We start from the raw sequence: 13420 nt of genomic DNA on the forward strand, positions 1-13420 counted from the left end.
CATGGCAAAGCTTAGCAATGAAGAATTAAAAATAATACTTCAAAATCGTATAGTTGAAATTGAAAATTCAGGTTTAAAAGATGAGAAGATTATCAATGAAGAAAGTGTAAAAACTATTGTTAAGCATTTATCTTTAGGAAATGAAATTCCATCTTTGGCTAAACAATTTTTTGAAATCGCTCCAAAAATGAAAGTAGTTTGGCTTCATCTTTGTGAGTGCACCGGTTGCAGTGAGAGTTTATTGCGTTCTGAATTACCGAGTTTTGATGAATTTATATTTGATTTTTTTTCTTTAGAATATCACGAAACTTTGATGGCTGCAAATGGAACAAAAGCCGAAGAACTTATAGAAGATATTTTAGATCAAGATTTTCTTTTGGCTGTTGAAGGTGGAGTTGCTGCGATTGATACCTTTTTCTTAACTATAGGTGCTAACGCTGAAAGTGGTCATGAAATTTTACAAAAATTAGCTAAAAAAGCTAAGGCTATTTATGCAATTGGAACTTGTTCTTCTTATGGAGGGATTCAAGCCGCATATCCAAATCCTAGTAAGACTTGTGGAATTTCTGAAGTCTTAACTCAAAAAGTGGTTAATATCCCAGGATGTCCTCCAAGCGATGTAAATATTGTTGCAAATTTGGCATTTTTTGCACTTTTTGGAATTCTTCCGGAATTAGATGAGCAAAATCGTCCTGTATGGGCATATGGTAAATGTTTGCATGATATGTGTGAAAGAAAAGCTAAATTTGAAAGCGGAATTTTTGCAGAACATTTTGATGATGAAGCAGCTAAAAATGGAGCCTGTCTTTTTAAAATAGGTTGCAAGGGTCCTTATACTTACAATAATTGTCCAAAAGTGAAATTTAATTCTAAAACCTCTTGGCCAGTTGCCTCTGGGCATGGTTGTATCGCATGTAGTGAAAAGAATTTTTGGGATGAATTTGGCAATTATGAAAAACCTATGGCAAACATTTTTTCTTATGCAAAATTGCAAAATAAAGATTTCTCAACTCAATTTATTTTAGAAGAGCAAATCAAGACTTTATCGAGTATAGATTTTGAATTTGAAACCAATATAAAGCTAATTTTGCAAAATATAGCTAAAAATAAATTAGGAGCTTTATTGGTTGAAAATTATAAAAAAAGTTTTGAAGCAAACTATGCCTTTATAGAGAAAAATTTTGACGAAAGCTCAAATATTTCAAGTGATTTTTGGAAATACCTTGAAATTAATTTTATTTTAGCTAAGGGAGAGTTTTTAAAAAATAAAGAAGATTTTTTAAATGCAGCGCAAAATTATACTTTTAAACACGCTAGTCCTTATGATTTTAAATTAAATTTAAGTGGTGAAAAACCTAAGCTTGATGTAAGTAAATCTTTTCGTATGCCTTTAATTTATCTTTGCGGTGGGCTTGATTTTGAAGGCATTGCTTTTAGTGTTTTAAAAGCTTTTGAACAGAGCGTTAAGGATGTGCTAGAATTTAACAATCCAAAAATTGTTAATCTATAAGTGGCTTTTGTTTTTTAAACAAAAGCCTTTAACTAGAGTGTAAAATCTTTTTGATTTTCTAAATTCATAATTTGTTTTAGCACATTATGAGCTTTTTCTTCTGTAAGGCTCATTTTGGCATTGTTTAAAAATTTTTCTTTTAATTCTTCAAAGCTTAAAGGGTTATCAAAATTTCCTCTATTAATAAAAACATCTTTTTGAATGACTTGTCCATTTTGCAAAGTTACTTTTATATGTCCTGGAAAATATTTTGGAAATCCTGTAGATTGTTTTTTCTCATAAGTGATTTTTTGTGCAAAATTTATAAGTTCTTTACGCGTTAAATTTTCATAAGAATTTAATGTAATTTTACCATCAAAAAAACCTAAAGCCATTAAAAAAGGTAAGGAAAATTTAGCTTCATAGGCAGTTTTTGGTTGATATTTTTTTTCAATTGGATCACAAACAAAAGAAATAGGAACCTCATCAACAAAACAATGGATATTTTTTATTTCATCGGCTTTTAAACCATCATTTTTTAAAGAAATAGCACACTCAATAAAACCATGCGTAAAATGGCAGCTTGGATAAGGTTTGATAGAAACTTGCATGATCTGCCAAAGTTGACCTAAAGCTTTATCAAGTTCTGTTTTATCTGAGTTTTCTTCTATGCCAAAGCATTTAAAAATATTATCTCTTCCTTCAAAAATACTCAAAGGCCCACTCATATTATTTTTAGCTAAATTTGCAACCAAAATACCATTTTTTACAACATTTGCTAAATGTAAAACTTTAGAATTAGATCCATTGGATAAAAATTCATTCACTCCACTTGCAAAACTTCCAGCAAGACCCAAGGCATTGATAATTTGCTCCTTGTTTAAATTTAGCAAAACCGCACTTGCACTTACACTTCCAAAAATTCCAGCAATAGCACTTGTATGAAAACCACGTTTATGAAAACTTCCTTTACTTGCGATACCCACTCTAGCGGCTATTTCCCAACCAATAATAAAAGCTTTTAAAATTTGTTTTGCGTCTTTGCAAACACTAAAACCATAGCTTAAGCAAAGTGGAGTTAAAAAAGCACTAGCATGTAAAATCGCTTCTGTGTGAGTATCATCAAAATCAAGAGCATGGGAAGCGATTGAATTAAGCATGGCTGCATTAATGGCATCTATTTTTTGCTCTTGTCCCCAAACGGTCGTATTTCCTTCGGTTTTTAAAGCATTTAAAGCATTTAAAACACATTCTTCTTTGTGGGCAGCTAAGGCTGTCCCAAAGCTATCAAGCATGAGTTCTTTAGCTCTGCAAATTACATTTTGAGGTATATCATCAAAATGTAATTTCATAATAAATTCAGCTAATTTTTCACTATAAAACATTTGCTTTCCTATTTCAAAATAGCACTATTTTTGATTTTTGCTAAAAATTCATCCACAAGTTTTGGTGCATAACCTACATAAGTAGTTGCGTCAAGTAAAGCATCAATTTCTTTTTCTTTTAAAACTTTAGAAACTCTTTTATCAGCTAGTAAAACTTCTTTGAAAGTTTTTTGTTTTTCGATACCTAACATAGCGTTTTCATAAACGATTTCATGCGCATGTTGTTTGCCATAGTGATCACTTAGAGCAAACATAACGCGTTCTGCTAAAACAAAACCATGAAGAGTATTTAAATTTTTAAGCATTTTATCTTTCTTAATTTCTAAATCACTTAATGCAAATTTCATATTAGCCAAAACTACAGAAAGCATTAAAAATATTTCAGGTAAAAGCTTCCATTCCATTTTCCAAACCTGCCCATCTCTTTCGTGTTCGTGTCTTTCTATATCGCTAAGTATGGCTAAATTTGCCTTTAAAGCATTGCTTACCGTAACAGCATTTTCACTGACTGCAGGATTTCTTTTATGAGGCATAGTGCTAGATCCTACTTGACCTTTTCCAAAAGGTTCTGCTACTTCATCAATTTCATTGTGTGAAAGTATAAGAAGTTGATGAGCGATTTTATTGAAAGTTGCATTGATATTACCTAAAACATATCCTAATTCTATAAAACGATCGCGTGCAGGTTGCCAAGAAATATTTGGCACACAAAGACCTAAATTTTCTAAAGTTAGTTTTTCAACTTCATTAGCCTTTTCACTTAAACTTGCTTTAGTTCCAACAGCTCCTACGATACTTCCAACATAAAGTCTTTTTTCAAGTTCTAATATTCTTTCAAAATGACGATCAAGTTCGCTAAGCCAAATAGAAACCTTGTGTCCAAAGGTTATTGGTAAGGCTTGCAAAGCCAAGGTTCTTCCCATCATCGCAGTATTTTTGTGAGTTTTAGCAAGTTTTACTAAGGCTTTTGCAATAGCTTTTAATTCTTGCTTAATAATTTGCATGGCTTCTTTAAATTGCAATACAATGCCTGTATCAATGATGTCTTGAGTGGTAACTCCAAAATGAACAAATTCGCCTAAATTATCTTTACAAGCTTTTTCCAAACCTCTTACTGTAGGAACTAGGGGATGCTTTGTTTTTTTAAATTCTGCAAAAATAAATTCCATGTCCATAAATTTATAATATGCTTTTTTAGCAATTTCATCGGCTGCTTTTTTAGGGATGATTCCAAGTTTTGCTTGAGCTTTTGCTAAAGCTGCTTCAACATCAAGCCATTTTTGAATGCGATTTTCTTCGCAAAAAACAGCACGCATTTCTTGAGTACTCCAAGAGTCTGCTAATAATTTATGATCAAATACACTTATTCCAGTCATTTTTTCTCCTTTTTAATTTTTTCAAAAGCTTGTTCTAAATCAGCTATAAGATCTTTAGTATCTTCTAATCCTATGTGAAATCTTACAAATGGACCTCTCTTACTCCAATCACTTGCGGTTCTAGGAGCGGTTGTTACCGTAGCTAAGCTTTCATATCCACCCCAACTTGCTCCTATAGAAAAATATTTTAAATAATCCACAAAAGCAATGGCATCATTTTGATTATATCCATCATTGAATTCTATAGTGATCATTCCATTGCTTCCTTTATGATCGCGCATAAAAATTTCATGATTTGGGTGAGATTTGAGTTTTGGATAAAAAATAGTTTTGATTTCTTTTCTAGTTTTTAGAAATTCAACTATTTCATCAGCACTTTTTTCATGGGCTTTCATTCTCACATCTAAAGTTCTCATCCCTCTAAGTACTAAATATACATCATCAGGGCTTGTAGTAAAACCAAAAGCTTCTGGAAGTTCGTTGAAATTTTTCCATTCTTTTTGATTGCAAACTACTATACCCATCGTAACATCTGAATGTCCGCTTAGATATTTTGTTGCTGCGATAACGGAAATATCAACTCCAAGCTCCAAAGGATTTAAAAAATATCCACTTGAATAAGTATTATCAATAGCAACTGGGATATTATGAGAATGTGCGATTTTGCAAAGCTTTGGCAAATCAATGATTTCATAAAGTATAGATCCTGGACTTTCACATAAAATCAGCTTAGTGTTGGCTTTGATTTTTTCCTCTACATCACTAGCATCAGCCTTTAAAAAATCAACTTCAACACCCATTTTTTCTAAAAATTTATCACAAATGGTTCTAACCGGTCCATAAATTGCATCCGTAATTAAAAAATGTGCGTTTTTGCTCGCATAATTTAAAAGCACCATAGCTAAAGCTGCAAGTCCAGTAGGAAAAAGCTGAGCTCTATAACCACCTTCTAATTCGCAAATGAGTTTTTCAAGTTCAAAATTAGTAGCTGTACCTCTTGCTCCATAGCTTAAAACTCTTTCAGTTTTTCTTAATTCTCTATATTTTTGCCAAGTTGCATGATCTTTAAAAAGTATAGTCGATGCACGCATTAAAGTTGGATTTACTGATCTTACTTCAGCATTTTGATCGCCTCTTCCTTGATGGATTAACTTAGTTTTTGGTTTCATTTTTTCTCCTTTTTAAAGATAAATATAAGTCATTATGATATTTACAATACTTGCTACTAGCATAGGAATAGCTGTTCTTTTTATCACTGCAAAGGGACTAACTTTTGTCATGGCAGATATAGCTAAAATTGCAGGAGCAATAGGGCTGACACATCTTCCAAAACCTGTCATAATTTGAATAGGTGCTATCATGGAAATGGTTTCAACTCCAAAATGCTTTGCTATATTTGGGATAAGTGAAGCAAAACTGAAAAATGCCGCATTTCCAGACCCCATTAAAAAAGCACAAAAAGCGAGAAGTATAGAAATAACAACAATAATAGCTAGTGCTCCAAAACCTGCATTTTTTAAAATTTCTATCAAAGTATCTACAAAACCAACCGATAAAAGTCCGCTAGCGAATACTTGACCGCAAACAATAAGCGAAACTGTAATCACAAACAAATGCCCCATGCCTTTAAAGAAAATCATTATTGAATTTAAAGTTTCAATAACGCTTTTATAGCGTATCATCTCAAAAACAATAGCTATAAAAGTTGAAATCATCATAGCAACAGAAACATTGATTTTAATGCTTGATTGATAATGAATTTGTAATAAAGCCAAAATGCTATCAATGACAGAACTAAAACCTAGGATTAAAATTAAAGGTATAATAGGTAAAAGTGCATATATTCTAGGTGATTTTTTGACTTCTTTTACTTTATTTTCGTTAAGTTCTTCTTCAACTTTTTTAGGATCGAAAACAAAATGTTCTTTTTTATCAAAAAAATAATTGCAAAGATAAATAGAAATTCCTACAGCTATAATGATGGGTAAAGTTGTGGGAAGTTGGTAGTGAACGAAATAAAATGCAGGATCAATTTTAGCTACATTTGAAGCCATGATGACATTGCTACTTCCAGGCCCATGATCAATATATTGACAAATTGCAATTACACTTAAAGCAGAAAGTTTGGAAACTCCCGTTCTAACCAATATCGGATACATAGTTACCATTAACAAAAGCGCTAAACCAGCATGAGAAGGTATAAAAAGAACTAAAAATTGAGAAATAAAATATGCAAGTATAAGCAAAATATAGGGCGATTTTACCATTTTTAAAGGTTTTTCAAAAACTTTAAAAAGAGCATAAGAAGCACCAACATGATCCATATAAGCAGAAAAACCTGCTATACACATCAAAGTAAGCCCAAGACCTGCTAAAGTGCTTGATAAAGTTTGATTAAAAACTTCAAAAATATTAAAAAAACCTAAATTTAAAGATCCTTTTTCAAGGATAGGGTGCCCTAATTTATAAAAATCTATACTTTTTAAATAAGTATAAATGTGAGGATAACTTATTTGAATATTTGATTCTGGAAATATACGGATTAAAAACGAAGTAATTGTTGTTATGCCAAGTAAAAAAAATCCACTTAAAAGCAATGCCATATGGGCATTGACTTTTTTATAAAGCATGAAAATAAGTAAAAAAATACTTAAAAGTGAAAAACCAAGACCTAGCATATTTATCCTTTTAAAGCGATAACTTCTATCTCCACTTTTGCTCCTTTTGGTAAATCTTTAACTGCAAACGCACTTCTTGCAGGATAGGGAGCTTGAAAAAATTCAGAATAAACCTCATTAAAAGCAGTAAAATCTGAGATGTTAGCTAAAAAGCAAGTTGTTTTTAATACTTTATCGTAAGAAATTCCATTTTCTTCTAAAATGGCTCCAATATTTTTTAACGATTGTTTGGTTTGTTCTTTTATATCTTCACTTTCTATTTCTCCAGAATTAGGATTTATAGGAAGTTGTCCTGAAATAAATAACAACCCATTAGCCTCTCTATAAGCTGAATAAGGTCCAATAGCTTTTGGATAATTTGACATTTTTTTCTCCTTGAGTATTAAATTATTATTGTTATAATAGAATATTATCATTTTAAGAATAATTTGTCAATATTTTATTATTATGATAATAAAATATTATTTATTTTTTAAAGGAAAGCTTATGGATGAAAAACAGAAGGAACAATTTATCAAATTAACAAAATTTTTAGGGCAAGTTTTAGGCAAACAATACGAAGTTGTTTTTCATGTCATAGATAAAAAAGGTGCTTATATCGCTGCTATTGAAAATAATCATATTAGCGGTAGAACCCTAGAATCTCCTTTGAGTGCTTTTGCAAGCGAACTTATACAAAAAAAAGCTTATTTAAACAAAGATTTTTTACATGATTATAAGGCTTTAATTGGAAAAAATAAACTCGTAAGAGGTTCGACTTTTTTTATAAAAAACGCTGATAAACTCGTGGGAATTTTATGTATAAATCATGATACAAGCGTTATAAGAGAGGTAATTTGCAAAATCATAGATATAGAAAAATTAGACGATATGGACGAATTTCTAAACCAAGATGAAAGCAGTAATTTAGAAATTAATGGTTTGGCCAATGTAGAAACGTTGAGTCGATCTATAGAAGAAATTTTAGCTCAAAATATTGATATGAGTTATTTAAATTCAAATTATCAACTTAGCATTACTCAAAAAGAAGAAATCGCAAAAACCCTTTATGAAAAGGGTATTTTTAATATCAAAGGTGCTGTATCTATCGTTGCAAAATTTTTAAAAATTTCAGAACCTAGCGTTTATAGATATTTAAAAAAGTTTAAAAAATAATCATTTTCTTTTTATGAAATTCAATACAGCAAAAGAAATTTTCTTTAAGAAACTTTTTTTAGAATTTTTTAACAAAAAGGCTGAAATTTCTTTGCGTCCAAACATTAAAGCAAAGGTGTAAGGAGTCATACCCAATCCATTATTTTCATCAATATTTGCACCATGTTCTACCAAAAGCTTACACATAGGTAAATATCCTTTAAAACAAACTCCAGCAAGCGGGGTTTGTCCGCGATCATTTTTTTCATCAACCTTTGCACCTTTTTCTAAAAGCATTTTTGCGCTTTCATAAGAGTTATTATAAGCGGCTAACATAAGTAAGGTATCGCCTTTATGAGTTTTTAGATTGACATTTAATCCTGCTTCTATCATTATTTGAAGATTTTTATGGTCATTATTTCTAGCAAAATTAAAAGCCATATTGCATAATTGCTCAAATCTTTTTTCTTCTTCTATACTAAGAGTTGTCATCTTTTTTCCTTAAAATTAATAATCTTTATTTTACCGCCTAAGGCGGTAAGTAAAAATTATTTTTTTAAAGCTTTTTTAACCCCATTGGCATAATCAGGTGAAATTTTTTCAAAATGCTTTAAAGCTCTATCTATAATTTTTTCATTAACATCTTCCATGGAATTAGCAATATTTTCAAAAAGTTGCTCTTTTTGGTTTTCATTCATAAGATTAAATAAAGCTCTTGGTTGGGTGTAAAAATCTTCATCAAGCGGGGCATGTCTTTGTGCTGATCCTTCTAAAAATAAATCAGGCTCGAGATAACTTCTATCTTCTTTTGGACTATCATCATAACTGTTTGGCTCATAATAAGCTTCTTTATTTTTATAGCTATCGCTATTCATTGCTCCAGCTACATTGTAAGTGTTTGTTTCATTTCTTGGGCGATTAACGGGCAAAAGATGATAATTTGTACCTATTCTATATCTTTGCGCATCAGGATAACTAAATATTCTAGCTTGAAGCATTTTATCAGGACTAAAACCTATTCCAGGAACTATATTGCTAGGACTAAAAGCAGCTTGTTCGACTTCATTGAAATAATTTTGTGGATTTTTATTTAAAATCAATTCTCCAACATCCATTAAAGGAACAACACTATGTGGCCAAATTTTTGTTAAATCAAAAGGATTGAATCCAAGTTTATCTGTATCTTTTTCAGCTAAAATTTGAAGTTGGACTTTCCATTTTGGAAAATCGCCTTTTTCAATAGCATTGTAAAGATCTCTTTGATGACTTTCTCTATCTTTGGCGATCAATTCTTGGGCTTCTTTATTGCTAAGATTTTTGATTCCTTGTAAGGTTTTAAAATGGAATTTAACCCAAAATCTTTCATTTTTATCGTTGATAAAGCTATAAGTATGACTTCCAAAACCATGCATATGACGATAAGTTGCAGGAATTCCTCTATCACTCATAAGTATAGTAACTTGATGTAAGCTTTCAGGGCATAGAGTCCAAAAATCCCAAGCAGCATTGTTGCTTCTTAAATTACTGCGAGGATCTCTTTTTTGAGTGTGAATAAAATCAGGAAATTTATACGCATCGCGGATAAAAAAAGTTGGAGTATTGTTACCCACTAGATCCCAATTACCTTCTTTGGTATAAAATTTAACAGCAAAGCCACGAACATCGCGTTCAGCATCAGCAGCACCTAATTCTCCCGCAACTGTTGAGAAACGTAAAAAGAGCGGAGTAACTTCGCCTTTTTGAAAGACTTTAGCCTTGGTATAAGCGGATAAATCAGCAGTGATTTTCATTTCCCCATAAGCTGCACTACCTTTAGCATGTACTGTGCGTTCAGGAATTCTTTCTCTATTTTGATGCGCAAGTTTTTCAAGCAATAAATAATCTTGCAAAAGTAAAGGTCCCTTTGCACCAGCACTTAAAGAATTTTGATTATCAGCGATAATATTTCCAAAATCATTTGTCATTCTTTTCATTTTTAATTTCTCCTAAATAATAATTTTTATTAATTGATAAATTGTATTCTAATAAAAATTAAAATTAACTTAATTAATTGACAAATTTTGAAATAAAATTTATTTTGATAATAAATTTCAAAATAAATTTAGTTAAGTCATATTATAATAATAATTATCAAAATATATAAGGAGGATATATGTCGGTTTTAGTTATCGGTGCGGATGAAATTACTCCTATAAAGGCTGTTTTGCATGATTTGGGTGCTAAGAAAATTGAACATTGGGACGCGCGCAATGAAAATAGAGTTAATCGCAAACCTATTCCTTGTGATACAGAGTGTATAGTTATGCTGACAAGTTTTTTAAATCACAATACTATGAGAAAAATTAAAAACGAGGCTAAAAAAAGAAAAATTCCATTAGTTTGTGCTAAAAGAAGTGTCAATTGTGTGTATTGCGAGTATTGTAAAATTTTTAATTTAAATAAAGAAATATGCAATTTTAAAGGATTTTAATGTTGTTTGGTTTTGAAAAAAATAGAGAAATAATTCCTGAAATCTATCGTTCTTTAGATAAAAAAGATCTTATAATGACTTTTTTAATTCAATATAATTCTTGCGTAGAAGATGAGATGAAAATTCCTCTTATTTATGGAAAACAAGCCAAAAGTATTCAAGAAGCTTTTGATAATTTTATAAAAGATATTTCCAAAGCAAAATTTGGAAAAATTAAAACTATTTTTAAATGGAATGAATTTCAAGAAAGAAGATTGATTTTCCAAACGAGAAATTTAAAAAAATGTAATTTAAATCAAATTCTAAAATTTTATCGCGATGGATTATATTTTGATGCGCAAAGTTTATTTAGTGATTATGTGTATGATAAAATTTCTAGGCAAAATCCAGATGAGATGATCGATCAGCAGGGAAATATTATTGTGGTAAATAAAAAATTTGCTATTTGGGCACTTTGTAAGAAAATTGATATCTATAATTTAGAAATTGAAAATGAAATTCAAAAAATATCAACTTTTGTTGAAAAAAATAATTTTGAAAAATTATACATTGTTTGCCCTCGCAATGAAAATTTTAAACATTTTATTGAAATAAAACATTTTTTGTATGATTTAAACAAAACTATGGTAAAATTAGTTCCGTATAAAATATCAAATCAACTTATAAGGAGAAATAAATGTCAGTAGCAGTAGTTTATGGAAGTGCTATGGGTAACACCGAAGGTGCAGCGAATATGATCGCTTCAAAATTGGGAATCAGTGATGTATTAAATATTGCAGATATTGATGCAGCTAAAATCAATTCTTATGATAAACTAATCTGTGGAACATCAACTTGGGGAAGTGGAGATTTGCAAGATGATTGGGATGGTTTTGATTTTTCAGGACTTAGCCTTAGCGGTAAAACAGTAGCTGTTTTTGGTATGGGTGATAGTGAAAGTTATTCTGATACTTTTTGTGGCGGTATGGGAAAATTAGCTGAAAATTTAAAAAATGCAGGTGCTAATTTAGTTGGAGAGGTTTCAACTGATGGCTATAGTTTTGAGGCAAGTGATGCTGTTGTAAATGATAAATTTGTAGGTCTTGCTTTAGATAATGACAATCAAGAAGATCAAACAGAAGCAAGAATCGATGCTTGGATAGAGCAAATTAGATCTTATTTTGCATAATAATTAAATATCGACTTTTAGTCGATATTTATAAATTACTCATACTTTTTATCATTATTTTTGCCTTGCATTCTGCACAGCAATAAAGTGTTTTAATTTTATTTTGATCTTCTTTAAATTTAGGTTTCATAAGTTCTGCTATTTTTTGCACAGCTTTTTTAGTAGCAAATTCTTTTCCGCATTCTATACATGCAAAAAGTTCATCTTTTGCCATCGTTTGATATTCAAAAAACTTAGGATTAAATTCCATTCCACTTCTTGTTAGCTTTAAGGTATCTTTTTCAGCACAGCTCATTTCACAATACCCACAGGTAGTGCAAAGCGAAGCATTAAATTTTAAAGCATTTTCTTTATGATCTGCGATTAAAGCCCCTACGTTACAAGCTCCAACGCAAGAAAGACAAAGGGTGCAAGTTTGAGTATTGATTTCTATTTTACCATATCTTATCCAATCTCCGCTTTTTAAAGAACCAAAATCATCATTTTGTATAAGTTTTTGTATTCTTTTAGAAAAATTTTCTCTTGTACTAAGAGTATTATTATGAAATTCAAAATATAAATCTTCTAAAAATTCTTGTTGTTTTAAATGAGTATTTAATTCTTCATTAGCAATAAAAATAGCTTTTTTATTAAATTTTCTCTCAAAAAAAGTATTTAAAAGTTCTATAGCTTCATGATTTCCTTGAGATAGTGTTTGAGTTAAAAAGACTATATTAGCACCGCTACTTTGTAAAAGAGCTAAAAAATGCATAGGAGTAAGCCATCCATCTTTTATGATTAGCGGTAAGGTATTTTTTGGAAGTTCTAAATTTAAATTTTCTAGAGGAATTTTTTCTGAAATGAGTAAAATTTTATTTTTTTTAAAAAAGTTGCAAATTTCAAAAAAGCTGTTTCTAGGTAAATTAGTACTATCAAGCGATCCGCTAGGGCAAATACTAATACAAGAACCACACTCCAAACAATCTATTTGTGAAAAAATTAGATTTTTATTTTCATCATCTTTTAAAATAGCTGTTGTGGGACAAATTTCAACACATTTAGCACAGTGCTCACTACGCCTTGAATGATATTGGCATATATTTAAATCATAGGAAAAATAATTTTTGTAAGTGTAATTTGGGATAATACTATTTAAAAATTCAAGCAGGGCTTCTTTATTTTTGAAATTTTGCATATCATAGCAGCCACTTTGCCTTGAAAAATCTTTTCTTAAGCATTGGTGATTGAAAATTAAAATATCAAAATCAATTTCTATTTCATCGGATATTATCGCACATAATTCTCCTATAGTCCCAAAAATACCTTTGACTTCTTCATTTTTTAAAGCAATGACTTTAAAATCATTTTTTTTCAAAAAATCAACAAGTTCTTTTTCTAGATCAATAAGAATAATGCGTTTTTGAATGGGTTTATTTTCTTCAAAATCAAGTCCAAAATCATAAATATGATTTCTAATTTGATAGAGTTTTAAAATATTTTTAGCCTTTTCTAAAGCATCATCTTGAGAATTTCTAAGGTAAAAATTAATTTCTGGAGCGTAGATGCTAGATTTTTGTTTTTTATCATTAGAGATTAAAACTTCTATATCTTTATTTGTTTCCCAAATTTCAATTTCATCAGGCAAAGGGATTAAATCTTTGTTTTTTATGAAAACAAATTCTTTCATTAAGTTTTTCCTCTAAAAAATATTTTTTTAAATTTTATGTTAAAATAACCAAAT

General features: G+C 30.1%; 13 protein-coding genes. 5 read left to right on the forward strand and 8 right to left on the reverse strand.

Annotated features, from left to right (window positions below; translation table 11 throughout):
* The first annotated feature begins 1 nt into the window (after position 1).
* A complete protein-coding gene (locus H2279_RS03300) occupies positions 2 to 1510 on the forward strand; it encodes a hydrogenase small subunit (protein ID WP_337195583.1) in 1509 nt (502 codons plus the stop codon).
* Positions 1511 to 1542: 32 nt separating this feature from the next.
* On the opposite strand, the gene H2279_RS03305 is transcribed toward H2279_RS03300, so the two are convergent.
* Genes H2279_RS03305 through H2279_RS03325 form a run of 5 tightly spaced genes read right to left on the reverse strand, consistent with a single transcriptional unit; the run spans position 1543 to position 7293 of the window.
* Positions 1543 to 2874, reverse strand: a complete 1332-nt coding sequence (locus H2279_RS03305; RefSeq protein WP_137623771.1) for an MmgE/PrpD family protein — start codon at positions 2872 to 2874, stop codon at positions 1543 to 1545.
* 8 nt (positions 2875 to 2882) lie between these two features.
* The gene (gene purB / locus H2279_RS03310) at positions 2883 to 4250 is read right to left on the reverse strand and encodes an adenylosuccinate lyase (protein WP_337195584.1); all 1368 of its coding nucleotides are present in this window, start codon (positions 4248 to 4250) and stop codon (positions 2883 to 2885) included.
* Positions 4247 to 5419, reverse strand: a complete 1173-nt coding sequence (metC, locus tag H2279_RS03315; protein ID WP_337195585.1) for a cystathionine beta-lyase — start codon at positions 5417 to 5419, stop codon at positions 4247 to 4249. Before metC ends, purB begins: the two co-directional genes overlap by 4 nt.
* 12 nt (positions 5420 to 5431) lie before the next feature.
* Complete coding sequence (gene dcuC, locus H2279_RS03320; protein WP_337195586.1) at positions 5432 to 6928, reverse strand: C4-dicarboxylate transporter DcuC; 1497 nt, start codon at positions 6926 to 6928, stop codon at positions 5432 to 5434.
* Between the two features lie 2 nt (positions 6929 to 6930).
* Entirely contained in the window at positions 6931 to 7293 is a 363-nt protein-coding gene (locus H2279_RS03325; protein WP_137623767.1) for a RidA family protein, read from the reverse strand.
* Positions 7294 to 7414: 121 nt separating this feature from the next.
* Between H2279_RS03325 and H2279_RS03330 the strand changes: the two genes are divergently transcribed.
* On the forward strand, positions 7415 to 8083 hold the full coding sequence (locus H2279_RS03330; protein ID WP_137623766.1) for a helix-turn-helix transcriptional regulator: 669 nt from the start codon (positions 7415 to 7417) through the stop codon (positions 8081 to 8083).
* Here the strand turns inward: H2279_RS03330 and H2279_RS03335 are convergent, their stop codons facing one another.
* Positions 8084 to 8554 carry a Cj1386 family hemin-binding protein gene (locus H2279_RS03335; protein ID WP_337195587.1) on the reverse strand — a complete coding sequence of 157 codons (471 nt, stop codon included), beginning with the start codon at positions 8552 to 8554 and terminating at the stop codon, positions 8084 to 8086. It lies immediately after the preceding gene.
* Positions 8555 to 8610: 56 nt separating this feature from the next.
* Positions 8611 to 10035, reverse strand: a complete 1425-nt coding sequence (locus H2279_RS03340; protein WP_337195588.1) for a catalase — start codon at positions 10033 to 10035, stop codon at positions 8611 to 8613.
* 179 nt (positions 10036 to 10214) lie between these two features.
* On the opposite strand from H2279_RS03340, the gene H2279_RS03345 reads away from it, so the two are divergent.
* From H2279_RS03345 to H2279_RS03355, 3 genes are read left to right on the forward strand one after another with little or no spacing between them, the layout of a single operon-like run.
* Entirely contained in the window at positions 10215 to 10532 is a 318-nt protein-coding gene (locus H2279_RS03345; RefSeq protein WP_337195589.1) for a DUF2325 domain-containing protein, read from the forward strand.
* A complete protein-coding gene (locus H2279_RS03350) occupies positions 10532 to 11218 on the forward strand; it encodes a hypothetical protein (protein WP_337195590.1) in 687 nt (228 codons plus the stop codon). Before H2279_RS03345 ends, H2279_RS03350 begins: the two co-directional genes overlap by 1 nt.
* The gene (locus tag H2279_RS03355) at positions 11209 to 11700 is read left to right on the forward strand and encodes a flavodoxin (RefSeq protein WP_137623761.1); all 492 of its coding nucleotides are present in this window, start codon (positions 11209 to 11211) and stop codon (positions 11698 to 11700) included. The genes H2279_RS03350 and H2279_RS03355 overlap by 10 nt, the downstream gene beginning before the upstream one ends.
* 28 nt (positions 11701 to 11728) lie before the next feature.
* Here H2279_RS03355 and H2279_RS03360 read toward each other — a convergent pair whose 3' ends face one another.
* Entirely contained in the window at positions 11729 to 13366 is a 1638-nt protein-coding gene (locus H2279_RS03360) for a 4Fe-4S dicluster domain-containing protein (protein WP_337195591.1), read from the reverse strand.
* Between the last annotated feature and the right edge of the window lie 54 nt (positions 13367 to 13420).

Source organism: Campylobacter sp. B0100352/1 (assembly GCF_020135855.1).
In the GTDB taxonomy this organism is placed as follows: domain Bacteria; phylum Campylobacterota; class Campylobacteria; order Campylobacterales; family Campylobacteraceae; genus Campylobacter_D; species Campylobacter_D taeniopygiae.

Bases quoted from the DNA above. Each gene is read 5' to 3' on its own strand.
- H2279_RS03300 (WP_337195583.1), top strand. From the start codon at position 2: ATGGCAAAGCTTAGCAATGAAGAATTAAAAATAATACTTCAAAATCGT.
- H2279_RS03305 (WP_137623771.1), bottom strand. From the start codon at position 2,874: ATGTTTTATAGTGAAAAATTAGCTGAATTTATTATGAAATTACATTTT.
- purB (WP_337195584.1), bottom strand. From the start codon at position 4,250: ATGACTGGAATAAGTGTATTTGATCATAAATTATTAGCAGACTCTTGG.
- metC (WP_337195585.1), bottom strand. From the start codon at position 5,419: ATGAAACCAAAAACTAAGTTAATCCATCAAGGAAGAGGCGATCAAAAT.
- dcuC (WP_337195586.1), bottom strand. From the start codon at position 6,928: ATGCTAGGTCTTGGTTTTTCACTTTTAAGTATTTTTTTACTTATTTTC.
- H2279_RS03325 (WP_137623767.1), bottom strand. From the start codon at position 7,293: ATGTCAAATTATCCAAAAGCTATTGGACCTTATTCAGCTTATAGAGAG.
- H2279_RS03330 (WP_137623766.1), top strand. From the start codon at position 7,415: ATGGATGAAAAACAGAAGGAACAATTTATCAAATTAACAAAATTTTTA.
- H2279_RS03335 (WP_337195587.1), bottom strand. From the start codon at position 8,554: ATGACAACTCTTAGTATAGAAGAAGAAAAAAGATTTGAGCAATTATGC.
- H2279_RS03340 (WP_337195588.1), bottom strand. From the start codon at position 10,035: ATGAAAAGAATGACAAATGATTTTGGAAATATTATCGCTGATAATCAA.
- H2279_RS03345 (WP_337195589.1), top strand. From the start codon at position 10,215: ATGTCGGTTTTAGTTATCGGTGCGGATGAAATTACTCCTATAAAGGCT.
- H2279_RS03350 (WP_337195590.1), top strand. From the start codon at position 10,532: ATGTTGTTTGGTTTTGAAAAAAATAGAGAAATAATTCCTGAAATCTAT.
- H2279_RS03355 (WP_137623761.1), top strand. From the start codon at position 11,209: ATGTCAGTAGCAGTAGTTTATGGAAGTGCTATGGGTAACACCGAAGGT.
- H2279_RS03360 (WP_337195591.1), bottom strand. From the start codon at position 13,366: ATGAAAGAATTTGTTTTCATAAAAAACAAAGATTTAATCCCTTTGCCT.